Origin of the sequence: Sinorhizobium sp. P24N7, assembly GCF_042436655.1 — a bacterium.
Classification (GTDB): Bacteria; Pseudomonadota; Alphaproteobacteria; order Rhizobiales; family Rhizobiaceae; genus Sinorhizobium; species Sinorhizobium meliloti_A.
In genome coordinates this window covers 1-22,483 of sequence record NZ_JBHMIW010000004.1, presented here as the reverse complement: position 1 = coordinate 22,483, position 22,483 = coordinate 1, and the positions used below count along the sequence as shown (strand labels likewise).

20 protein-coding genes and 1 tRNA gene are annotated in these 22,483 nt (G+C 63.4%); 8 read left to right on the top strand and 13 right to left on the bottom strand.

Annotation, left to right across the window (positions count from 1 at the left end; translation table 11 throughout):
• The 11 genes from ACFHWW_RS07635 to ACFHWW_RS07585 form a co-directional block, all read right to left on the bottom strand.
• A complete protein-coding gene (locus tag ACFHWW_RS07635) occupies window positions 1–882 on the bottom strand; it encodes a DMT family transporter (RefSeq protein WP_275597273.1) in 882 nt (293 codons plus the stop codon).
• Window positions 872–1,843: an amino acid ABC transporter permease gene (locus ACFHWW_RS07630; protein WP_026169099.1), complete on the bottom strand. Its 972-nt coding sequence runs from the start codon at window positions 1,841–1,843 to the stop codon at window positions 872–874. The genes ACFHWW_RS07635 and ACFHWW_RS07630 overlap by 11 nt, the downstream gene beginning before the upstream one ends.
• A gap of 17 nt (window positions 1,844–1,860) precedes the next feature.
• Window positions 1,861–3,141 (bottom strand): NAD(P)/FAD-dependent oxidoreductase, encoded by a 1,281-nt coding sequence (locus tag ACFHWW_RS07625; protein ID WP_379937900.1) that lies wholly within the window; start codon window positions 3,139–3,141, stop codon window positions 1,861–1,863.
• Window positions 3,142–3,208: 67 nt separating this feature from the next.
• Entirely contained in the window at window positions 3,209–4,036 is an 828-nt protein-coding gene (locus tag ACFHWW_RS07620; RefSeq protein ID WP_100672821.1) for a transporter substrate-binding domain-containing protein, read from the bottom strand.
• A 388-nt stretch (window positions 4,037–4,424) separates the two neighbouring features.
• Complete coding sequence (locus tag ACFHWW_RS07615) at window positions 4,425–5,339, bottom strand: TIM barrel protein (RefSeq protein ID WP_379937899.1); 915 nt, start codon at window positions 5,337–5,339, stop codon at window positions 4,425–4,427.
• Window positions 5,340–5,402: 63 nt separating this feature from the next.
• Entirely contained in the window at window positions 5,403–6,170 is a 768-nt protein-coding gene (locus ACFHWW_RS07610; protein WP_379937898.1) for a glycerophosphodiester phosphodiesterase family protein, read from the bottom strand.
• A gap of 11 nt (window positions 6,171–6,181) precedes the next feature.
• On the bottom strand, window positions 6,182–7,063 hold the full coding sequence (locus ACFHWW_RS07605) for an ABC transporter permease (RefSeq protein ID WP_379937897.1): 882 nt from the start codon (window positions 7,061–7,063) through the stop codon (window positions 6,182–6,184).
• 17 nt (window positions 7,064–7,080) lie between these two features.
• On the bottom strand, window positions 7,081–8,007 hold the full coding sequence (locus ACFHWW_RS07600) for an ABC transporter permease (protein WP_018099332.1): 927 nt from the start codon (window positions 8,005–8,007) through the stop codon (window positions 7,081–7,083).
• On the bottom strand, window positions 8,004–9,002 hold the full coding sequence (locus ACFHWW_RS07595) for an ABC transporter ATP-binding protein (protein ID WP_379937896.1): 999 nt from the start codon (window positions 9,000–9,002) through the stop codon (window positions 8,004–8,006). The genes ACFHWW_RS07600 and ACFHWW_RS07595 overlap by 4 nt, the downstream gene beginning before the upstream one ends.
• The gene (locus ACFHWW_RS07590) at window positions 8,999–10,012 is read right to left on the bottom strand and encodes an ABC transporter ATP-binding protein (protein WP_379937895.1); all 1,014 of its coding nucleotides are present in this window, start codon (window positions 10,010–10,012) and stop codon (window positions 8,999–9,001) included. Before ACFHWW_RS07590 ends, ACFHWW_RS07595 begins: the two co-directional genes overlap by 4 nt.
• Window positions 10,013–10,105: 93 nt before the next feature.
• The gene (locus ACFHWW_RS07585; protein WP_379937894.1) at window positions 10,106–11,734 is read right to left on the bottom strand and encodes an ABC transporter substrate-binding protein; all 1,629 of its coding nucleotides are present in this window, start codon (window positions 11,732–11,734) and stop codon (window positions 10,106–10,108) included.
• Between the two features lie 372 nt (window positions 11,735–12,106).
• Between ACFHWW_RS07585 and ACFHWW_RS07580 the strand changes: the two genes are divergently transcribed.
• Window positions 12,107–13,042: a sugar-binding transcriptional regulator gene (locus tag ACFHWW_RS07580; RefSeq protein WP_324762422.1), complete on the top strand. Its 936-nt coding sequence runs from the start codon at window positions 12,107–12,109 to the stop codon at window positions 13,040–13,042.
• Window positions 13,043–13,362: 320 nt separating this feature from the next.
• Here ACFHWW_RS07580 and ACFHWW_RS07575 read toward each other — a convergent pair whose 3' ends face one another.
• Window positions 13,363–14,250, bottom strand: coding sequence for a LysR substrate-binding domain-containing protein (locus ACFHWW_RS07575; protein ID WP_275597266.1), 888 nt, complete (start codon window positions 14,248–14,250; stop codon window positions 13,363–13,365).
• Window positions 14,251–14,372: 122 nt separating this feature from the next.
• Between ACFHWW_RS07575 and ACFHWW_RS07570 the strand changes: the two genes are divergently transcribed.
• The 7 genes from ACFHWW_RS07570 (at window position 14,373) to ACFHWW_RS07540 (ending at window position 22,378) form a co-directional block, all read left to right on the top strand.
• Window positions 14,373–15,980, top strand: coding sequence for an ABC transporter substrate-binding protein (locus ACFHWW_RS07570; RefSeq protein WP_275597265.1), 1,608 nt, complete (start codon window positions 14,373–14,375; stop codon window positions 15,978–15,980).
• A 65-nt stretch (window positions 15,981–16,045) separates the two neighbouring features.
• A complete protein-coding gene (locus ACFHWW_RS07565) occupies window positions 16,046–17,446 on the top strand; it encodes an adenylosuccinate lyase family protein (RefSeq protein ID WP_379937893.1) in 1,401 nt (466 codons plus the stop codon).
• Window positions 17,446–18,426 (top strand): ABC transporter permease, encoded by a 981-nt coding sequence (locus ACFHWW_RS07560; protein WP_275597263.1) that lies wholly within the window; start codon window positions 17,446–17,448, stop codon window positions 18,424–18,426. Before ACFHWW_RS07565 ends, ACFHWW_RS07560 begins: the two co-directional genes overlap by 1 nt.
• A complete protein-coding gene (locus ACFHWW_RS07555) occupies window positions 18,423–19,628 on the top strand; it encodes an ABC transporter permease (RefSeq protein WP_275597262.1) in 1,206 nt (401 codons plus the stop codon). Before ACFHWW_RS07560 ends, ACFHWW_RS07555 begins: the two co-directional genes overlap by 4 nt.
• An 11-nt stretch (window positions 19,629–19,639) precedes the next feature.
• Entirely contained in the window at window positions 19,640–20,608 is a 969-nt protein-coding gene (locus tag ACFHWW_RS07550; RefSeq protein ID WP_379937892.1) for an ABC transporter ATP-binding protein, read from the top strand.
• 4 nt (window positions 20,609–20,612) lie between these two features.
• Complete coding sequence (locus tag ACFHWW_RS07545) at window positions 20,613–21,605, top strand: ABC transporter ATP-binding protein (RefSeq protein ID WP_379937891.1); 993 nt, start codon at window positions 20,613–20,615, stop codon at window positions 21,603–21,605.
• 419 nt (window positions 21,606–22,024) lie between these two features.
• Window positions 22,025–22,378, top strand: a complete 354-nt coding sequence (locus tag ACFHWW_RS07540; protein WP_379937890.1) for a hypothetical protein — start codon at window positions 22,025–22,027, stop codon at window positions 22,376–22,378.
• 3 nt (window positions 22,379–22,381) lie between these two features.
• Here ACFHWW_RS07540 and ACFHWW_RS07535 read toward each other — a convergent pair.
• Window positions 22,382–22,458, bottom strand: a tRNA-Met gene (locus ACFHWW_RS07535).
• Between the last annotated feature and the right edge of the window lie 25 nt (window positions 22,459–22,483).

Below are 22,483 nucleotides of genomic sequence, written 5' to 3'. Positions count from 1 at the left end.
TTATTTCAGGACGAGCCAGCCGGAAAGCACGATGACGAGGGCGCCCGCGACCGTGTGCAGTTCGATGGGGGCGGCAAAGAACAGCGCCCCGTAAAGGCAGCCCCAGACGATCTGGCTGTATTGGAAAGGCGCAACCACCGAGGCGTCGCCCATGCGGAAGGCGCGCACCAGCAACAGATGACCGCCGAGCATGAAGAGGCCGGCGAAGAAGGCGATCAGCAGATCGCCCGGCCCGACCGGCGCCAATCCGCCGCCGATCGACGCAACCGCCAGCGCGACCGCCGCGAGCACGACGAGCAGCGTCGAGACGAGGGCAAGGTCGCTCTCCGTCGCCCTGGCGCGCCGCAGCAGCACGAGCGAGAGCGCAAAGACGAGAGCCGACCCCGCCGCCGCGGCGTGGCCCGGATTGAGCGGCGCGATCCCCGGCCTGAGCGCAACCGCAACGCCGAGGAAGCCGACGACCACGCCACACCAGGCAACGATGGACAGGCGTTCCGCAAGCAGGGCGAAGGCCAGCACCGCCACAAGAACCGGAGTGAGGAAGGCGAGCAGATAGGCTTCCGATAACGGCAGCACCGAAAATGCGTAGTGGATCAGAAGCGTATCGACGGCGAGCAGGAACGCCCTCAAGAGCGCAAGCCCCGGATGACGCGGTCTGAGCGATGCCGTGGTGCCGGTGACGCCGGCGTAGACGGCAAGCATCGCGAGCGCCGCGAGCGTCACCATGAAGGTCACCTGCGGCACGTCGAAGCGCTCTGCGAGAAGCTTCACCAGCACATCCGTGCCCGAAAAGACGGCGAACGCCAGGAGACCCAGGGCGGCAGCGCGCAGGTTGCGCGGCATGCCGGCCGCGGCCGGCGCGACCGTCGCGTCAACGGACATTGAAGCGTCCGAACCGTGCTTCGATGCGCGATTGCATATATTCGAGGCCGATCGAAAGGATCCAGTAGATCATCGAGGCCGTGATCAGCATTTCGATGTGGCGGAACTCGGTCTGTCCCTGGGTGCGGGCGAGATACATCAGCTCCCAGACGCCGACGACGGAGATCAGCGAGGAATCCTTCAGCATCGCGATGAACTGGTTTCCGGTCGGTGGGATGATCACACGCATCGCCTGCGGCAGAATCACCAGGCCCATCGTCTGGCTCGGGTTCAAGCCGAGCGCGGTCGCGCCTTCCGTCTGCCCCCGCGGGATGCTCTCGATCCCGGCCCGGAAGATTTCGGTCATATAGGCGCCGTAGCACAGCGAGAGCGCGAGGATGCCGGCCGGCACGGCGCTGATGACGTAGCCCACCTGCGGCAAACCGAGATAGATGATATAGATCTGCATCAGGAGCGGCAGGCCGCGAAACAGCGACGTGTAAAAGGTGGCGAGGCCGTAGATAACACCGTTCTTCGACAGTTTCGCAATCGCGCCCACAAGCGCGATGACTGTCGCGACGGCGATCGAGATCACCGAGATGTAGAGCGTGGTGACGACGCCCTGCGAAATCAGGAAGCTGATCTTCTTTGCGATGAAGGCAAAGGAAAGATTGAAGGAATAGAAGAAGAGCATCAGCAGCGCGAAGAGCTCCAGCCAGACGCCGACCACCTGCCAGGGGCGAGGCAGCTGCCGCAGGGCCTTCCAGTTCAGCGCCGCTATCACGGCGATCATCACCGCGCTGACCAGCCGCCCGAGCGCGGGATTGGCGGCCAGCCACTCCGAGCTTGTCGGCAGCACGAGCCCGATCCAGGCCGGGCTTACACCCAGGCTGTAGATCGTCAGGGTTATCAGCGCGAGCAGGAGAAACGTCCCGGTGCGCCGCGCTGCATCCGGATACGTCAGAATCATACGGCCGATCATTTGGTTCTCTCCGGCATTCAGGCCGCGCGCTCGCGCCACCAGTCTTGAGCTTGCAGTTTCCAATAGGTGAGCTGGGCCACCGCCAGCCCGGCATAGCCGCCGGCCCAGACGAGCCCGAAGGGCTTGAACAGCTTGTAGCGGTCGGACTGACCCAGGATGCCTTCGGCCACCAGCTTTCCGCCGATGGCGGTCGTGTTCAGCCCGTGACCGCCAAAGGCCGTGCAATGCCATACTCCGGCTTGCATCTCGCCGATCTGTGGCATGAGGTGGCGCGCATAGGACATCAGTCCCGACCAGGCGAGCTCGGTCTTCAGATCCTTGAGCTGCGGATAGGTCCCGACCATTTCGCGCCGCAGTTCGCCGGCCAAGGCTGCCGGCGAAGCCGCGCGGGTGGTGATGCGCCCGCCCCAAAGTAGGCGTTTCCCGCCTTCGACGAGGCGATAATAGTCGCCGGCGCGGCGGTTGTCGCCGATCGCGTCCGTGGTGGCGATGGCGGTACGGATGAGTTCCGGCGCTTCCTCGCTCAGCATGACGTAGGTCGCGATCGGCAGGAACGAACGTTTCAGCCGGCCGTTCAAAGGACCCGTGTAACCGCCGGTGGTGAACACGACATGACGCGCTCTGACACTTCCACCCGACGTGGACACCGTCTTCTCGGCACTGTCGAGTACGCTCCCGGTCGCGGCCGACCCCTCATAGATCCGGCCGCCAAGGCGTTCGATCTCGCGCGCCAGTCCGCGAAGATAGTTGAGCGGGTGCATGTGGAAGGCTTTGCGGTCGCGCAAGGCGTGGAAATACCGGTTCGACTTCAACACCGAACGGACCTCGTCGGTGGAGAGATAGTCGAGTTCATAGCCGTAAACGCGTCTCATCTCGTCGGCATGCGCCTTCAGGCTGCCGCCCTCGTCGTAGCGCAATACGCTCGTGATGCCGGGCTGCGGCCTCGCCTCCTCGATCTTCAGCGTCTCGACCGTTTCGCGAACGAATTCGACGCCTTCGATCGAAAGCCGGTGTATCTGTCGCGCCGCTTCGGTCCCGGCCATCCGGGCGATATTGTCGCTGCCGGTGGCAAAACCCGGGCTGACGAAACCGCCATTGCGGCCGGATGCCCCGAAACCGACGCTTTCGGCTTCGAGAACGATGACCGACTGTCCGGCGCGCGCCAGCTGCAGCGCCGTCGTCAGACCGGCGAGCCCGCCGCCGATGATTACGCTATCGCATTCGACCATCCCGGAGAGGGCCGGCCTGACATTCGTTTCGGCTATTGTCTGTTTGTAATAGGTATTGGGATAGGACATTTTCTCTCGCCCGTCGACCGCGGTGGCAAGGCGGAGGGGCAGCGAGCCGCCCCCCGCAGGTATCGGTTCAGTCGGCGCTATAGTCCTTGCCGTACCACTTGGTGGTCAGCGTCGCGAGCGTGCCGTCCTTCTTCATCTCGTCGATGATGGCGCCAACCTTCTTCGTCCACTCCGGATCGACCTTTTCGGCGATGACCACCAACGGCTCCCTGAAGGCATATTCGCCCTCGAGGACGCGCAGCGGATAACCGTTTTTCATCGCGTTGAGCGCTGTCTGCTCCGGCGCGATGACGGCATCGAGGCGCACACCGTCGCCAAGACGCAGATCGTCGAAGGGCAGCATGGAATCGGCAAAGGTGCGGACCTCGCCCGGCTCGATCTTGTATTCGATCGGCGGCAGGCCCGGCGCATCGATCTCGAGCCGGCGGCGAATGAAATCTTCCGACGTGGTCGCCGTTTCGACGCCGATGATCTTGCCGTTCAGGTCTGCGACGGATTTCGCCTGGCTGTCCTTGTGCAGCACGTAAACATAGGGGCTGAAGTAATAGATACCGACGAAATCGATGACTTGAGCACGCGCCTTTGTCGGGGTGACGGAGCCAACACCCAAATCGTAGCGCCCTTGCCAGCGGCCGCCGGTCAAGGTCGCCCAGTCGGGCGTTTCGAAGCTCACTTCGACACCAAGGCGCTTTGCGATCTCCTTGGAGACGTCGATATCGAAACCGACCAGCTCGTTGCTGTCGTCGAGATAGCTCTGGGGCGGCCAGCCGCTATTGGTGGCGACCACCATGGCCTTCTTGCCCATGACGCGGTCGAGCGTCTCACCCGCCTGTGCGGCGGTTACGAACGCCAGTGCGGCAACGCCGATAGCGACCTTTGCAATTAGTCCTTTCACGCAATCCTCCTCTTCGATCGGTCAGTCCTACAGCGTCGCTTGCCTCGCAAGCACGGAAAAGTCGCTGTAGCACGTCGACTTTGCTGCATGATCTGCGGAACATGCAGCGTGCTCCCAGTTATAAGATGTCTGACAACTGAATTAGTAAATCCTACTGACGCGGTGTCAAGGCCGCATGGCGCACGGGTCCATGAAACGAAATGATGAGACGATGCGAATCGGTGATGGACTCCGCCGGAGCGCGAAGGATAAGGCGGTGTTGAGAGCGACGGAGTGGAGCCAGGCTCTACACACTGTCTCGAAAGCGCGCCAAGGAGTGGACGCGGAAGGCGGGGGGCGGCTTCCGCCCGAGCCCCGCCTCGCATGTGACGAGCACTTCACATAGGGATCACTCGGCGGCCGTTGCGGTACGGCCGCCATTGGACTGCATCAGCCCTTGCGCACGTTTCAGGCATTCGGCCTGTTCGTTGCGATAGCGCGGCCCGATCTCCATCATCAACACGGTCTCCGGGAGGAAAGTCAGTTCACGGAAAATTTCCTCCCAGTCGATGTCGCCCCAGCCGAGCGGCATATGCAGGTCGCCGATGCCGAGTGCCGTCGCCTCCTGCGGATAGAACGCCTGGTAAAAGGCCTGCGGGCGGCCGAAGGAATCGTGGACGTGGAGATGACCGGCAACGGGCGCCATGGCGCGGATCTGATCGCGAAAATTCAAACCGCGATAGGTGGACTCGATATAGGCATGACTGAAATCGATCAGCGCCACCAGATTGGAATGGTCGACGGCCCTCACCGTCTCGGCGATCTCGGCCGGTGTCTGGCGATACTGTCCCGGTGCCGTCGAAAAGATATTTTCGAGCGCTATGCGCACGCCGTAGGGCCCTGCGAATTCCGCGAGCTCGAACAAAGCGTCACGCTCGCGCCGGTCTGCCTCCGCCCGCTCGAAAAGCTGCTCGGCACGCAGGTGACCGCCGTGCTGGACGATGATGCCGGCGCCGATGCGATCGCAGATCTCGACCAGGGCCTTTGCCGCCTCCAGCTGATAGCCCGCCGTTGCCGGATCCATGAAGTTCGAGGAAACGAGACCGTGAACCGTGTAGCGAAAGGGAAACCGGCGGGTCAGCGCCACAAGCCGCTCCACGCGCTCCTTGATCAATCTTCCGCCGGCGATGAGGTCGATGCTGGTCAGGCCAAGCTCGACCGTGTCGACGCCGAGCTCCCCCAGTCGGCGCAGGTCGGCCTCGAGGCTCTCCAGTTCGCCGTCGACGGAACCCGAACTGAAGCCGGTTGCGATGATATTGCTCATTGACTGTCCCCATTGAGATGACCGGCTGCGACCGGACTGGAAAATACACGCTGTCGGAAACCGCTACACTTTTTCCTCTAAGCGCATCGATGCGACTTCGGCGTCACGTAGAGCGAGCGCCAGGTCGGGACTGTCCGAGGTCAGATGCCCGATTCCCCTTTCGAGCCAGCGGCGGACGCCCGCTTCCTCGTTGACGGTCCACACGCAAAGCCGCTCCACAGGCACCGAGCCACGGATGAGTTCCCATTCGTCCGCCATCAATTCGTGGTGGATCGCTACGATATCCACGAGGTCGTCGGCGGCCGCGAGAAAGGCGGCGAGACCGCCTTGCCGCGCCGCCCAGTCGGCATTGACGGAGACGAGCCGCGCGACATGCGGCGCATGGAGGCGGCAATCCTCGAGGACCGATCTGTCGAAAGACGTGAGATGGGAGCGGTGGTCGACTCCGAAGCGCCGCAGCTCCTGCGCTACTCGGGCGGCGATGCCAGGGTAAGGCGTTCCCGTTTCGTCGGACTTGATCTCGACATGCAAGTGAAGTCCGTCCCTGGCTGCAAATATGCCCAGCACGTCACTCAAGGTCGGGATACTCTCGTCCGTATCGCGCAACGGCGTCGCGAGCCGCACCGCCGGTGTCATCCGGCGCACCGGCCCGGTCGCGTGTACCGTCCTGTCCAGCGTGGCGTCGTGGATGACGACCAGCTCTTCTGAATCGGTCAGGTGCACGTCGAACTCGATGGCATCGACGCCGAGCCGCAGCGCATTGCGGAAACCCGTCAGCGAGTTTTCCGGCCAGAGATTGCGGGCGCCGCGGTGACCGATGATTTTGGTCATGGGATTGGTCCTTAACGCACGGTGGGATCGAGCTTGTCGCGAAGCCAGTCGCCGACAAGCGAGATGGAAAGGGTCGTGAGCATGATGACGGCAGCCGGAGCGAGCATGATCCAGGGAGCGCGGGTCAGATATTCGCGCCCGAAGCCGACCATGTTGCCGAGGCTCGTTTCCGGCGGCTGCACGCCGAGACCGAGGAATGACAACCCGCTTTCCATCAGGATGATCTCCGGAAACGTCAGCGTCATCGACACGATCAGCGTCGATGCGACATTGGGCAGGATATGGCGGAGATAGACCCGCGCCGGGGTGGCGCCGAGTTGGACCACCGCGGCAGCATAGCCCTGCGCCCCGGCCGAGATCGCAAGGCCGCGGGCGATGCGCGCGTAGCGTTCCCAGCCGTAGAAGCCCATGAGACAGACGAGCAGCACCATGGAGGAGCCGAAGAAGGCCAGCACCGCCAGCGACATGATGAGAAATGGCAGGGCCGCCTGGAAATCGGCAAGCGCGAGGACCAGATGCTCGGTCAGGCCCCGGAACCGCGCTGCCGCGAAACCGAGCGCCGTGCCGAAGACCGCCGAAAGCAGCGTCGCACCGAAGGCGATGATCAGCGAGACGCGGATCGACTGGATCAGCCGCGACAGCACGTCCCGGCCGAGCTCGTCGGTGCCGAGCCAGTGCTTGAGCGTTCCGGGCGCCGACAGCCGGCTCGTCAGATCCATCGCCGTGATGTCATAGGGGCGCAGATAGCCGGCAAAAAGCGCGATGACGATCATCGCTGCGAGCCAGAGGAAGCCGAAGGCCACCGAAAGCGGCACCTTGCGGCGAAGGAAGGAAAGGGAGCCTCGTAGCCATCCCGCAAGAGGCGATCTCTCTGCCAGATCAATGGAAGCCATAGCGCATCTCCTTGGATCTAATGCCCGGCATGCGAACGCAGCCGCGGGTCGAGCCAGCCATAGAGCAGGTCGACGACGAGGTTCGACATCACCATTGCTGCAGCGATGATCAGCAGGATGCACTGAACGACGGCGAGGTCGCGGTTGCTGACCGAGACGATCAGCAGCCGCCCGATACCGGGCCAGGAGAAGATCGACTCCACCACCACCGCGCCGGCGATCAGAGAGCCGACCATGAAGCCGACGATGGTGACGATCGGGACTGCGGCGTTGGGAAGCGCATGGCTCCAGATGACGTCGCGCCATTTCAGCCCCTTCGCCGAGGCCGTGCGGATATAGGGCTGCCCAAGCACCTCGATCATGGCGCTGCGCGAGAAACGGGCAAGAATGCCGATCCCGCCGATGCTCATCGTGATCGTCGGCAGAATTCCATGCATCCAGGTATCCTGGCCCCCGGAGGGCAGCATGCCGAGAAGAACCGAAAAGATCAGTACGAGCACGAGGCCCATGACGAAGGACGGAACGGTAAAGCCGATGATCGCCAGCGTGATCACGCCGCGATCGGCGAAGCTCTGGCGGTGGAGCGCGGCATAGACGCCGGCGGGGATACCGATCATCAGCTTCAGGATCAGCGCCGGAAGCGTCAATTGCAGCGTCGCGGGCACCCGCTCCAGGACGAGGTGGAGCGCCGAGGCCTTGTCGCGCATGGACACGCCGAAATCTCCGGTGAAGATCGACTTGATATAGGCGAGGTATTGTATCCAGATCGGCTGGTCGAGGCCCCAGGCTTTGCGGAACGCATCGACGGCGTCCTGAGGCACATCGGGACCGAGCATCACCTGGGCCGGATCGCCCGACATGCGCAGCACGACGAAAGCGAAGGTCACCACGGCCAGGATGGTAATCACGGCGCGCATCAGACGCACGAGAACGAAGCGGATCATGCCCGTCTCCTCATGGTCTCGACCGAGGCGGTTTCGCCCGCCACGGCATGACAGGCGGCCGTCCGGCCGTTGCCGGTCCGGAGAAGCGCAGGCACGCTCGTGCGGCAAATGTCGCGCGCAACGGGACAGCGGGGATGGAAGGCGCAGCCCGAGGGACGATTGGCCGGGTTCGGCGGCTCGCCCTGCAGGATCACCCGGCCTTCGAGCGGCTTGCCCGGGACCGGGACGCTCGAAACCAGCGCCTTCGTATAGGGATGCTGCGGCGACCGGAAGATCACGTCGGAAGAAGCCTCCTCCACGATCCGGCCGAGATACATGACCGCGACGCGATCGGCGACGTTGCGTACGACCTTCAGATCGTGGCTAATGAAGATCATGGCGATGCCGTTCTTTTCCTGGAGGTCGCGCAGCATATTGACGACCTGCGCCTGGATCGAAACGTCGAGGGCGGAGACGGGCTCGTCGCAGACCAGGAGCTTCGGCCGCGAAGCAAGGGCGCGGGCGATGACGGCTCGCTGCCGCTGGCCGCCGGAAAGCTCGTGCGGGAAGCGCCCGGCCTGGTCGGGGCGAAGCCCGACAGCCGCCATCAGCTCGGCAATGCGGGCGGCCTGGTGTTCTTTCGGGACGAGCCCGTGAATATCGAGCGGCTCGCCGATTTGCGCGGCAATCGTCAGGCGCCGGTCGAGTGCCGCAAGCGGATCCTGGTAGACGAGTTGCATCTTGGCACGAAGCGCCCGCCACGCGGCGGTGCCGTATTTCGGCATAGGGCTTCCCGCGAAGCGCACCTCGCCGGCCTGCGCCGGGTCGAGCCCCAGAAGCATCCGCCCCAATGTCGATTTGCCGGACCCCGATTCGCCGACGATTCCGAGCGTCTCGCCGGGCATGACCGCGAGCGAAATCCCGTCGACGGCGCGCACGGGGCTTGGGCGGCCGAAGAGCCCGCGCCGGACCTCGTAGATGCGCACGAGTTCGTCCGCTTCGATGAGCGCAGTCACGACATCAGCCCTTCGGGAATTCTTCTCTCGGCGTCGCCGCGCGTGACCGTCGGTACGGGGCGCATGCAGGCAAGGCGGCGCCCGTCGCCTTGGGGCTCGAGATGCGGGTAATCGCTCCCGCAGGCGTCGACGGCGCGGGGGCAGCGGGGCGAGAAGGAACAGCCCGCAGGCAGATGTTTCGGGTTCGGTACAGTCCCCCGGATAGGGATCAGCCGATCGCGCGGCCCGTCGATGCGCGGAATGGCATCGAACAGTCCCCGCGTATAGGGATGCCGCGGCTCCGAGAAGAGTTGCGCCACGCTTCCCTCTTCCACGATCCGGCCGGCATACATGACGCATACGCGATCGCAGACCTGCGAGACCGCGCCCAGATCATGGCTGATGAAGACCAGCGCCATGCCGGTCTCGGCCCGAATCGTGTTCAGAAGATCGAGGATCTGCGCCTGGATGGTCGCGTCGAGCGCCGTGGTCGGCTCGTCCGCAATCAGCAGGTCCGGCTGGCCCGCGAGCGCCATCGCGATCATCAGGCGCTGGCACTGCCCACCGGAAAATTCGTGCGGATAGAGGTCGAAGCGTCGCGCCGCATCGGGAATGCCGACCATGTCCATCAGCCGCAGGGCCTCGAGGCGCGCCGCATCCCCGCGAAGACCGCGGTGAATGTAAAGCGCCTCGGCAATCTGGCGGCCGATGCGCAATACGGGATTGAGAGAGCTCGAAGGGTCCTGGAAAATCATTGCTATCCGCCCGCCGCGGACCTCCTCGAGAGTCGCGCGGGGTGCCCCGCACAGTTCCCGGCCGTCGATCCGGACAGAACCCGTGACCGCCGCCTTGCCCGGAAGCAGCCCGAGAGCCGCGAGCCAGGTCACGGACTTGCCGCATCCCGACTCGCCGACGAGGCCGACAGCCTCTCCTTTGGCAACATTGAGATCGATGCCATGCAGAACCTGAACGCCATCGAAAGCGACCTTCAGGTCCCGCAACGCTACGAGATCCGGCTTGGCAGCGCCCATTTGTCATTCCCGGTGTTTCGACCGCGGCATCGCCGCTCGGTCCTCAAGGAATTCCGGCAGCCGCCGGGCTGCCGGAACACGGCTGGATCGAATTCAGCTCGCCCAGTTGGCGGCGCGGAAGTCCATGGCGAAGGCGGGCGCCGCCTTCCACTTCAACGAAGACTTCATGCCGGTGAAGACCGCGTTCTGGTGAAGCACCTGATAGACCGGGTCCTCCCGCTCGCAGATCTCGAGCATGCGGGCGAATGCCTTCTTGCGTTTCGCATGATCGGTTTCCGTTTCGAGGATCTGGGCCATCTGGTTGGCCTCGGCATTTGCCCAGTCCTTCTTCTGCTGAACCTCGCCGTTGGGGCCGAACTGGGCGACGATCGAGGAGACCGGATCGCTGAAGGAGGCGCCGGCCGACCAGTCGCGCACGCCCTTCGTGCCGGACGGGTCATGGATTTGGCCCCAGTTTTCCTTCATCTGGATTTCGACATTGAGGCCGACCTGCTTCCACATCTCGACCATGATCTGGCCGTTCGCAGTCTGGTTCGTGTAGTAGTTGTTGAGAAGCCGGAACGGGATCGCATCGCCCTTGTAATTGGCCTGCTTCAGGAGGTCCTTGGCGAGTTGCGGATTATACTCCGGAACCGCCCAGCCTTCGACGAACATGTCACCGTAGAAGGGGAACTGCAGGCCGGCCGGCACGGTCGTCTGACCGGACCAGAGCGCATCGACGATCGCCTGGCGGTCGATCGAATGGGTCATCGCCCGGCGGACGAGCGGGTCCTGAAGGGTCGGGTTCTGGACATTGAAGACGGAAATGCGGTGGTTGTGGATCGTCGAGCCCTGGACCTCATATCCGGGTGCGGCCTGAACCGCGGCGATCTGGTCCGGCGGCAGGTCGCAGGCGAAGTCGTATTCGCCGGAGAGCAGGCCGTTGACGCGGGATGAAACCTCCGGAACCTCGACGAAGCGGATCTGCTCCAGCGGGGGGCGGCCGCCCCAGTAGTCCTCGAAGGCAACGAGCGTCAAGGAAACGTCCGGCTTATGTTCGCCGACCATATAAGGGCCGGTGGTGATCGGCTTGCGTGCCCAGTCCATATAGGTCGCCGCCTCGTCCCAGGCGCGACGGTTGGCAATCTGGCTGCCGAAGGCATAAAGGCGGCCCTCGATGGTGACGTCCGGCGTCGCGTTGTGGAAGCGAACGGTATATTTGTCGACGGCCTCGACGCCGGCAAGCGCCGGCCACAGGCGCCGCCCGGTGCCCGGCACGACTGCCGGCAGCTCCTTGGCGGTTGCCGGCTTGTGCTCATCCTCGAAAACGGTCTTGCCGCCTGCGGGCTGAGTGTCCCCGAACACGCGCTGCGCGGAGAAGCTGAACACGACGTCGTCGGCCGTGAGTTCGTCGCCATTGTGGAATTTCACACCCTGGCGCAGCTTCAGCTCGAGAGTCTTGTCGTCGATACGCTTCCATTCCGTCGCAAGGCCGGGGACCGGACCCTGATTGCCCATCCAGTCGCGCAGGATCAGGCCCTCCCAAAGGTTCGGGAAGAACACGCGCTCACCGACATTCGACTGCTCGTTCCAGACGTCGAGCGTATTGTTGATGGTGATCTTCTGCACCGCGATGGTGACGGACGGGCGCTTGCCTTGGCTGAACGCGAAGCGCGGCAAGATCAAGCTGCCCGCAGTTGCGCCCATGAGGCCGAGCGCGGCTCGCCGATTGATTGAAAGCATGAGACTCTCCTTTTGGATGGAATCGAGCACCCGCGCGGATGCCGTTCAGCGTCGGGTCTAGTTCCGCCAGACGTCGTCTTCCTGATGTTTGGGTGAAACTTTCGTGACAGGGGCTCGACGGCGAACTGTGAGGCACCTCAGCTCCTTCGGAGGCATCGCCTCCGCATTCGCGCAGCCGGTCGACGCGCGGTGCAAAGCGACAGGGAATGAAGCTGCAGTCATGGGGAGTAAGGCGTCCAACTGAATTCGTCAGAAGCCGTTTAGTTCACATGTGTAACACTGATGTGACGTATGTAACTCTTCTCCATGTCACCTTGCCCGATTAAGGATGACATGCGGTCTGAGCAGACGCGCAACGTTGCAGGGGGGTGCATGGGGCAGCAGAAACTGATGGCCAAGGCCGCTTGGCTCTACCATGTGGAAGGACTGACGCAGGCCCAGATCGGCGAGCGCATGAATCTCACACGCCGGAGGGTGAACGAGCTTCTTGCCGCGGCGCTGGAGCAGGGCGTCGTCCGGATCAGCTTCAGTTCGCCCCTTGTCGAGAGTGTCGAACTGGAATCGCGGCTACGTGACCGTTTCGGCTTGGATGATGCCGTGGTCATGCCCACCCCTGCCGATCCGCGCTTTGTTCATGCCGTCATCGGGCGCGGAGCCGCCGCCTATCTCGATCGCCTGATCCAGACGCGGAAACCACACTCCATTGGCGTTGGCTGGGGCGCGACCTTGCGCGAGACGATGCAGCATATGACGCCCGCCAACGAGCCCCGGATCGATGTCCGATCGATGATGGGCGGGCTGACGCATGGTTCGGAGATCAACACCTTCGAGATCGTCCGCGGCTTCGCGGAGGTGCTGAAGGCACAATGCCACTATTTCGTCGCGCCGATCTATGCCGAAACGCCGCAATCGCGCGAGGCCGTGATTGCCCAGTCGGTGTTCCGCAGGACCTTCCGCCAGATATGCGACGTCGACATATCCTATCTCAGCGCCGGCGACATGTCGCAGCACTCCCTGCAGGTGCGCTATGGCCTTCCGGAGGGGACGAAGGTGAGCGACCTCATAGCCCTCGGTGCGGTCGGCGATCTCCTCGGCCGGTACATCGACGCCGAAGGAAATCCCGTCGATCACCCGCTCAACCGTCAGGTGCTCTCGCCCGAGTTCGACGAATACCGCCGCATCCCCTGCCGCATCGTCGCCTCGGGCGGTTCGCACAAGCACGACATTCTCCTGGCCCTGGCACGGGCGAGGCTGCCGACGATCATGATCACCGACGCCGACAGCGCCATGGCGATGCTGCAGAGGTGATGGACCGGAATCCGCATTGGAGGACGGCCGCCGCATTGACGCTGGGGAAACCCCCAAAACGCAAAAAGGCCCGCTGATGCGGGCCTTTCGTGTGTACGTGTATATGTTTGGTTGCGGGGGCCTGACTGCACGGAGACTTGTCATTTCGCATTGGTCGCGGCACCTCAGGCGGGAATCAAATCTGCTACAGGAAATCGGAGGGCCGATACATGCCTTGAACGAGGCCTTGCTCAGTCTCAAGCAGCGAACCGGGCCAATCTGGTAAAGGTCCGTCGTTCAGGGACCGGACGGGCACTTCGGCAAGGATCCGACCGGCGGTTCTATTCCGCAACCGCGTCCCTGAGCCAAGTGCGGAAGGACCGGAAGCTGTGGGATCGAAGCTTCGGCTCGGCGAACATGAAGAAATAGTGCTCATGCACCATGTTTTTCTCGAACAGAGCGATAAGCTGGCCTTCCGCCAGTTCCCGCTTCACCAGCCTTTGGCGGACAATGGCAATGCCCAGCCCTTCGACGGCGGCCGTCGGCTCGAGACCGGAACTCTCCATGTCGATGAAGCGCGCATGGGCGAAGATCCTTGGCGAGCGGAGGCCGAGCCAGCGTTCCCAGTTGCGGGTGAATTCGGCCGAGCGCAAAAGCGTATGATGCTCGAGATCATCGGGGGTTTCGAGCTTCGGCGCACGACGCAGGTAAGAGGGGCTGCAGACCGGCGTCAGGTCGGCATCGCCGAGAATTTCGCAGAGGACGCCCTTGCGATCGATTGCCTCGCCGACGTGGATTGTGCCGTCGACGCTATCGATGTCCTGTGCGCCGGTAACGAATTTCACGACAATATCGGGGTTGCGGGCATAGAGCGTGCCAAGCGCCGGCATGATGCACTTCTGTAAAAAGACGCGCGGGCTACCGATGACGAGCGGCCGTCGCTCGATACCCACGGCGAGATCGCGCGTCACACCTCGGATCGTATCGAGCGAGGCATGAATCTTCGTCCAATAGACTTCGCCGGCCGGCGTAAACGCGATGCGCCGATGCACCCGCTCAAAAAGCTCGCAACCCAGAAAGGCTTCGAGATTCTGGATCTGCCGGCTCACAGCGCCGGCTGTCAGACAGAGTTCGTTCGCCGCCTTGGCGATACTCATATGCCGCCCGACCGCATCGAAAACGGGCAGCGAGGTCATCGGCGGCAGGCTGCGCCCAGGTCTCTGTGCCATCTTTGCCCCCTCTGTTTCCCATAACTTTTCGTTGAGAAAAACTCAATAGAGAGGAAATAAAATCGATTTTTTACCAAGTGGCGCGACGCTACGGTCACCTCCAGAAAAATGGGAGGAGAACCATGAAACGTCTGTCACTGGCAAGCCTGGCTTCGGCGCTTGCAGCTGCCACCACGCTCGCCGCCGTCCCGGCCTCTGCCGAACAACTGCGCGTCGGGCTGGCCGCGATCGCGACCTCGGTCGATCCACATTTCCACCGCGCCGGCTACAATTTCGATCTTCGCGAAAACGTCTCGGATGCGCTCGTCTATAACAACGGCGTCAGCGGCAGCGTCGAGCCGCGTCTGGCGCAATCCTGGCGCATCGAAGGCGACACGAAATGGAGCATCACCCTCGAGCCGAAGGCCAAGTTCGATGACGGCAATCCGCTCGGAGCCGACGATGTGATCTATTCGCTCTGCCGGGTGCGCAACGTTCCCAACAGCCCCGGCCTCTTCTCGAGCTTCATCGCCACGATCGCCGGCATCAAGGATCTGGGCGACGGCAAGATCGAAATCAGCACCAAGAAATCCGATCCGAATCTTCTGCGCAGCCTCAGCAATATCGGCATTGTCGAAAACCCGACCGGCCGCACGCTGACCTATGACGACACGACCTGCGGCAACGACAACTGGCTGGATACGGCCGCATTCAACAACGGCGGCCTCTCGCCGGGTATCGGTCACTACAAGGTCAAGAAATTCACGCCGGACGTCGACATCGCGCTGGAGCGGAACGAGCAATACTACGGAACGCCGGCCGCCTATGATTCCGTTCTGGTCAAATCCCTGCCCGACAACAGCGCCCGCATCGCAGCCCTGCTCGGCGGCTCGGTGGACGTCATCAATGCCGTTCCGATCAACAGCATCGACAGCATCCAGTCCTCCGACAAGCTGCATCTTTCCTTTATGCCGTCGACGCTCCTGATCTTCCTGCTGCCCGACCAGGGTCAGGAGCCGACCCCGAAAGTCTCCGGCACCGATGGCAAGAACCCCTTCCTTGATCCGCGCGTGCGCCGTGCGCTGAACCTTGCCATCAACCGCGACGAGATCGCCGAGACGATCATGGGCGGCATGGCGCAGCCGGCGAGCCAGATCGTCGTCGACGGCATATTCGGCCACAATCCGACCATCGAGCCCTTCCCCTATGATCCGCAAGAGGCGAAGCGCCTACTCGCCGAAGCCGGTTATCCGAACGGCTTTTCGCTGACGCTGAGCGCACCGAGCGATCGCTACGTCAACGGCGCGCAGGTGGCTCAGGCGGTCACGGCGATGCTGTCGCAAGCAGGCCTCAACGTGACGCTCGAGACCTTCCCTCTCAGCATCTACTTCACCAAGGCGAGCGCCTACGAGTATAGTCTCTATCTCGCCGGTGCAGCCGCCGATACGGGCGAAGGCCTCAGCCAGATGATCAATGTCGTCGGCACCCGCAACCCGGACCGCGGCTGGGGCGGCGCCAATCGCGGCCGCTATTCCGGCCCGGAGACCGACAAATTCCTGGAAGAGGCACAGTCGATGCTCGACGATGCCAAACGCGAGGAACTGCTCCGCGCCGCCGTCGCCCAGGCGCGCAAGGACGAGGCTTTGGTGCCGCTCTATCACGAGTTCGGCGTCTGGGGCGTGCGCAACGGCGTGCATTTCGACGCCAATGCCAATCTGACGAACATTTTCTACACCGCACGCCCCGAATAAACGCGGCGACTTGGCGAGGCGGTTCCCTTCCGCCTCGCCCTTTCCTCACGAAAGTTGAAAGCCAGATGGGTACTGAATTCAACGACGTGCTCGCGTCGCAATACGACTATCGGGGATTGCGGGATGCCTTCGCGGCGCCGGCGCTCTACCAGGCCTTCCTTGATGTCGAAAAGGCCGTGGCGCTCGCCCAGGGCGAACTCGGCATGATCCCGGCGGCCTCCGCCAAGGTTATCGCCGATCACTGCCGCTACGAATGTCTCGACATGCGGCGGCTGGAAGAGGCCTACCGCACGACCCGGCACCCGCTGATGCCGCTCATCAACGATCTCGTGAGGCTCTGCGGGCCTGAGCATGGCGGCTATGTCCATTGGGGCATCACCACGCAGAACGTCATCCAGACCGGCCTGCTGCTGGTCGCCAAGCGCGCCCAGAAGGTGCTTGACGGGCTGCTTGCCGATATCCTGCGTCATCTCGGCCGCCATGCCCGCGACCATGCCAATACGGTCATGGCGGGGCGCACCCATTACCGCCATGCCGTGCCCATCACCTTCGGCTTCAAGGTCGCCGTGTGGATCGAGGAATTCCTGCAGGCGGCGGAGCGGCTGAAGGAAGCCGAAAAGCGGGCCTTCGTCGTCATGACGGGCGGCGCCGTCGGCTGCTTTTCGGCGCTCGGCCGGGAAGGTCCCGCCGTCCAGTCACGGGCCGCGGCCCTCCTCGGCATGGACGAGATGGCTATCCCCTCGCGGGCGATCCGCACGCATATGTGCGATTATGTCAATGCGCTCAGCCTGACGGCCGCCGTCTGCCACAAGATCGCCGAGGAAGTCTATCAGAGCACGTCGGAAGAATATGGCGAGCTGCATGAGGGCCGCATCGACGGCAGCATCGGCTCCTCCACCATGCCGCAGAAGATCAATCCGATCCTCTGCTACGGCATCGTCGCCAACAGCAACCGGCTCTATTCCTGCGCCGGCATGCTGATGGCGACAGCGCACCGGCCCTTCGAGTCGGACGGGAGCGCCAACCAGACGTTCGAGGACGGACTGGTCGAGGTCGTCGGCACCATTTCCGAAATCCTCGTGCGAACCGAACTTCTGGTGCGCGACCTCCAGGTCGATACCAAGCGAATGCGGGCCAATCTCGACTTGTCGCATGGTGCGATCTTCGGCGAGTATGCCATGATGCAGCTCGGCAGGACGCTCGGCAAGCACAAGGGACACGAACTGGTGCATGACGCGGCGATCGCCGCCGCCGACGGCAGGGCGCCGTTCCTGCAAGAGCTTGCCCATCTTCCTGATGGCGCCGCCCTCGCGTCCGATATCGAAAGCCGTCTCGAACAGGGCAATATCGGCGGCATCTGCGCCGAATATGCGCTGCATTTCGGATCGCTGGCCGCTGATATCACGCAGGCGATCCCGACAGCAGAAGAGCGCAACATCAACGTCTATCTGAAGGCCGCCCGCTGATGCTCTCCTTCGTGCTGCAACGCCTGCTGCAAAGCGTGATCGTCGTCCTCGTCTTGTCGGTCGTGCTCTTCGTCGGGGTCTGGATGATCGGCAATCCCGCCGACATCCTGATCTCCTCGGAAGCCTCGGAGGCCGACAGGCTGGCAGCGATCGCCGCGCTCGGCCTCGATAAGCCGCTCTGGCAGCAATATCTCGTCTTCCTGGGCAACGCCATGCAAGGCGACTGGGGCGCCTCCTTCGTCTACAAGGAGCCGGCGATCAGCATCATCCTGCAGCGCCTGCCGGCGAGCCTGGAACTCGGCGCGGTCGCCTTCCTCATCGCCGTCGCGATTTCCGTGCCCGCCGGGCTTTATTCGGGGTTGCGGCCGCAATCGCCGGTCGGTCGCGGCGTCATGGCTTTCTCGCTGATCGGCGTCAGCATTCCGACCTTCTGGCAGGGCATGCTGCTGATCGTCGCCTTCGGCATCGCGCTGCCGATCCTGCCGGTCGGCGACAGGGGCCAAGTCGCCACCCATCTCGGCATCACCAGCAGTCTCTGGACACTCGACGGCTGGTCGCACATCGTCATGCCGGCCTTCAGCCTGGCGCTCCTGAAGATGTCGTTGCTGATGCGCGTCACCCGCGCCGCGACGATGGAGATCTCCCGCCTCGACTTCGTCAAGTTCGCCTATGCCAAGGGCGTGCGCACCCGCAAGGTGATCGTCGGCCATATCCTGCGCAACGCGCTTGTGCCGCTGATAACCGTCACCGGCATCGAGCTCGGCAACCTGCTGGCCTATGGCGTCATCACCGAAACGGTCTTCTCCTGGCCGGGGCTCGGCAAACTTCTCATCAATTCCATCAAGGTCCTCGACCGGCCGCTGATCGTCGCGCAGCTCACCTATACGGCGCTGCTCTTCATCGCCATCAACTTCGTCGTCGACGTCCTGCACATGGCCATCGATCCGCGCGTCAAATCCGTCCTGGGGCAACGCACATGAGCACCACCGGTTTCAAGGATTTCGCGGGCCGCTTCGCCGAAAGCCGCGCCGCCGTCGTCAGCCTTGTCGTCTGTCTCGCCTTCGTGTTCTGCGCGCTCTTTGCGCCGCTGATCTCGCCGACCGACCCCTACGACCTGACCAAGCTGCAGCTTTCAAACGCGCTGAAGCCCGCCGGTTCGAAAAGCGTGCTGTCCGGCGAGGAAGTCCGCGCCACCGTCCGCGTCGAAAGCGCCACGACCTCGGTCCAGCCCGCCGCCGCGGCACAGGCCCGCCAGACGATCGCCCCCACCTCCTGCGGCGAGAACTGTCTCGATGTCGGCGTGGAACCGGCCGGAACGCCGCTCGCCAGCCTGCAGATCCGCAACCTGCCCGCCGGCGTCACCGTCGAGGGCGCCAAGAAGCACATCGTCCAGCCCTGGTGGACCATCACCGATCCCAAGGACGGCAAGGTCCGCCTCAGCGGCACGCTTCCGGCGAATTTCACGTTTGTCGCCGTCGCCAAGTCGACGGACCAGGAAACCGGCTTCGTCTTCCACCTGGGCACCGACAGCTTCGGCCGCGACATGCTCTCGGCAACCCTATACGGCATCCGCATCAGCGTCTTCGTCGGCCTCGTGGCGGCGGGCACCGCCCTGGTGGTCGGTACCGGGCTCGGCCTGCTGTCGGCCTGGCGGGGCGGGGTGACGGACGCCATCATCATGCGCGCCGTCGATTTCATGCTCGGCCTGCCGGCGCTCCTCGTCGGCCTCGCGATCCTCGCTATCCTCGGCAACGGCGTCAGCAAGGTGGTGCTCGCCATCGTTATCGTACAATGGTCCTACTATGCCCGCACGGCGCGCTCCTTCGCGATGAGCGAGCTCGGCAAGGAATATGTCGAAGCGGCGCGATGCCTGCGTCTTTCGCCGACTCGCATCATGCTGCGCCATGTGCTGCCGAACTGCATGCCGCAGATCATCGTACTCTTCACCCTGAACATCGCCGCCGCCATCTCGCTGGAATCGTCGCTGAGCTTCCTCGGCGTCGGCCTGCCGCTGACCCGTCCGTCGCTCGGCATGCTGATCGCCAGCGGCTACGAGTTCATCTTTTCGCACAAGTACTGGATCAGCATCTATCCGGGTGTCGCGCTCCTGGTGATGATCGTCGCCATGAACCTGCTCGGCGACCGGCTACGCGATCTCAACAACCCGCGGCTCGACCGCTAGAGGAGCCGGGGATGACGAAGCCCTTCTTTCAGGTCAACGGCCTCAATACATGGTTTTTCACCCGCCAGGGTGTGATCAGGTCGGTGCGCGACATTTCCTTCGACCTTCGCCGCGGCGAGGTGCTTGGCATCGTCGGCGAATCCGGCTCGGGCAAGTCGGTGACCGGCATGTCGATCATGGGCCAGATCGACGAGCCCGGCCGCGTCGTCTCCGGCTCGATCGCCCTCGACGGCGAGGAACTGACGGCGCTCTCCTTCGACGCGATGCGCGCTTATCGCGGCCGCAGGATCGCCATGGTTTTCCAGAACCCGCTGATGACGCTGGACCCCCTGATGCGGGTGCGCGACCAGATGTACGAGGCGATCGGCGAGCACGAAAGCGTCTCCCGCGCGGAGATGCACGACCGCTGCGTCGATGCGCTGAAGGCCGTCGGCATCCCCTCGCCGGAGGAGCGGCTGAACGCCTATCCGCATGAGATGTCCGGCGGCATGCGCCAGCGCGTCGTCATCGCCACGGCGCTCTTGATGAACCCTGACATGATTATCGCCGACGAGCCGACGACGGCGCTCGACGTCACCATCCAGGCGCAGATCATCTATCATATCCGCCGGCAGATCGACGAACGCGGCCTCGGCATGATCTGGATCACCCATGATCTTTCGACGCTTTCCGAGCTCTCCGACCGGATCATGGTTATGTATGCCGGGGCAATGATGGAAATCGGCACGACCGAGGAGATCATCGGAGGCGCCCGCCATCCCTATACGCGCAGGCTTCTCGATTCCGTGCCCTCGCGCAACGTTCCGGGCGAGAAGCTGAAGCAGATCCCCGGCAACATGCCCTCGCTGCTTACACTCGGGAAGGGCTGTCCCTTCGCGAGCCGCTGCGAGCGGGCGACCGCGGTCTGCGACGAGCCGGTGCCGGCAACCGCGGCATCCGCCACGCACAGCATCTGGTGCTACCACCCATTCGAGGACTAAAGGCTTGAACGAGACCATTTTCGAGGCAAAGGATCTGTCACGCAGCTTCACGGCGGGCCGAAGCGCCCTGCAGAGGCTGACGGGCAGGTTCACCAACACCCATCCGCCCGCCATACTCCGCGCCGTCGACAATGTCTCGCTGTCGCTGAAGGCCGGCGAGACGCTCGGCGTCGTCGGCGAATCCGGCTGCGGGAAATCGACGCTGGCGCGCATGATCGCCGGCATCCTGCCGGTCTCCTCCGGCGAACGGCGCTTCCGCGGCGAACCCTATGAGAGCTTCCTCGCCCGCAAACGCGACGCGCTGAAGATCCAGATGGTCTTCCAGGACCCGCTCTCCTCGCTCAATCCGCGCCTGCGGGTCGGCGATATCGTCGGCGAGGCCGCGGTGCTCCACGGGCTGGTGCCGCGCTCCGAGATGCGCGACTACGTGACCCGGATCCTCGCCCGCGTCGGCCTGCCGGCCGACAGCATCAACCGCTATCCGCATCAGTTTTCCGGCGGCCAGCGCCAGCGCGTTGGCATTGCCCGGGCGCTCGCCGTCAAGCCGCAGATGCTGATCTGCGACGAGGCGGTGGCCGCCCTCGACGTCTCCGTGCAGGCGCAGATCATAAACCTGCTGATGGACATCAAGCGCGATAGCGGCCTGGCGATGATCTTCATCAGCCACGACCTCGGCGTCATCCGCCATCTCTGCGACCGCGTCGCAGTCATGTATCTCGGCCGCGTCGTCGAGCTTGGCGAGACCGAGCAGCTCTTCGCGGCCCCGATGCATCCCTATACGCGCATGCTGCTCGACGGCATGCCCAAGATTTCGCTGCGGCGACGTACGTTCATGCCGATCAAAGGCGAGATCCCCTCGCCGCTCAACCCGCCCCCGGGATGCTATTTCCATCCCCGCTGTCCAATCGCAACGGAACATTGCAGCCGGACGCGGCCCGATCTGGGCGAGATCACGCCGGCGCACGCCCATGCATGCCTGAATGCCGAGGCCCGATAGTCGCGTGCAATCCTTAAATCAGAGGGTATCATACCAAGGACTTTGAAGCCGCGGGTCGGAGTTTTCCAGTTCTGATCGGGTGACGGGCCGCCTCCCCCCGGCGGCAGTAGCCCGGGGTCGATCAAGCGGTGATGCAAAGCAAGCGATCGAGCATCGATCCCGGTCATGCGGGCAACGACATCCCATTCGGTGCGGCCTGCCGTTCGGGGTGGCCCACACCGTCTTTCGATCAGCCGCCGCATATAGGCCGCGAGGGCTTCGGCTTCTTCGCCGGAAAAGGTGGTCGCTGTTAGCTTGGTCATTTCACTTCATGAGGTTTGTTACTCGGACCTTCTACGCGAAAGGTCGGCCGAGCTAAGCGGCGAGGGTTAAGGAAGGATTGGAGTTGCCTGCGTCACGACCGCATCAGGTCCGCTTCCGTGCAGTGGCTCAACGTCTTTCAGGATTTCACTGACCGCCGTCTCATCCATTGCCTGATCATCGAACAAAGCCTTGGCGAGGGCGCGGAAACGAAACAGCCGTTCATCAACATCGTGCGCCAGTTCATCCAGAAAGTGGTGATCGGCAAGACCCCGGGCCACCAGCCGGCATCACTCGAAGTCCACGGCCGCATCGCGTCGATCCTCGCGGCGATGGAAGCGGCGACGATCATGGAAAAGCAGTTCGAGGCCTTGGCGCGTCACGATTATCTGGAGAAGCTACGCACCGGCGAGCTGGATACGGAGCAGAAACAAAAAAAGTCCCATGAGGAGGCTCTTAGGGATCGCAGGTAATTTTGGTTGCGGGGGCAGGATTTGAACCTGCGGCCTTCAGGTTATGAGCCTGACGAGCTACCGGGCTGCTCCACCCCGCGTTATCCGAGTTTTGCGCGGCAAAAT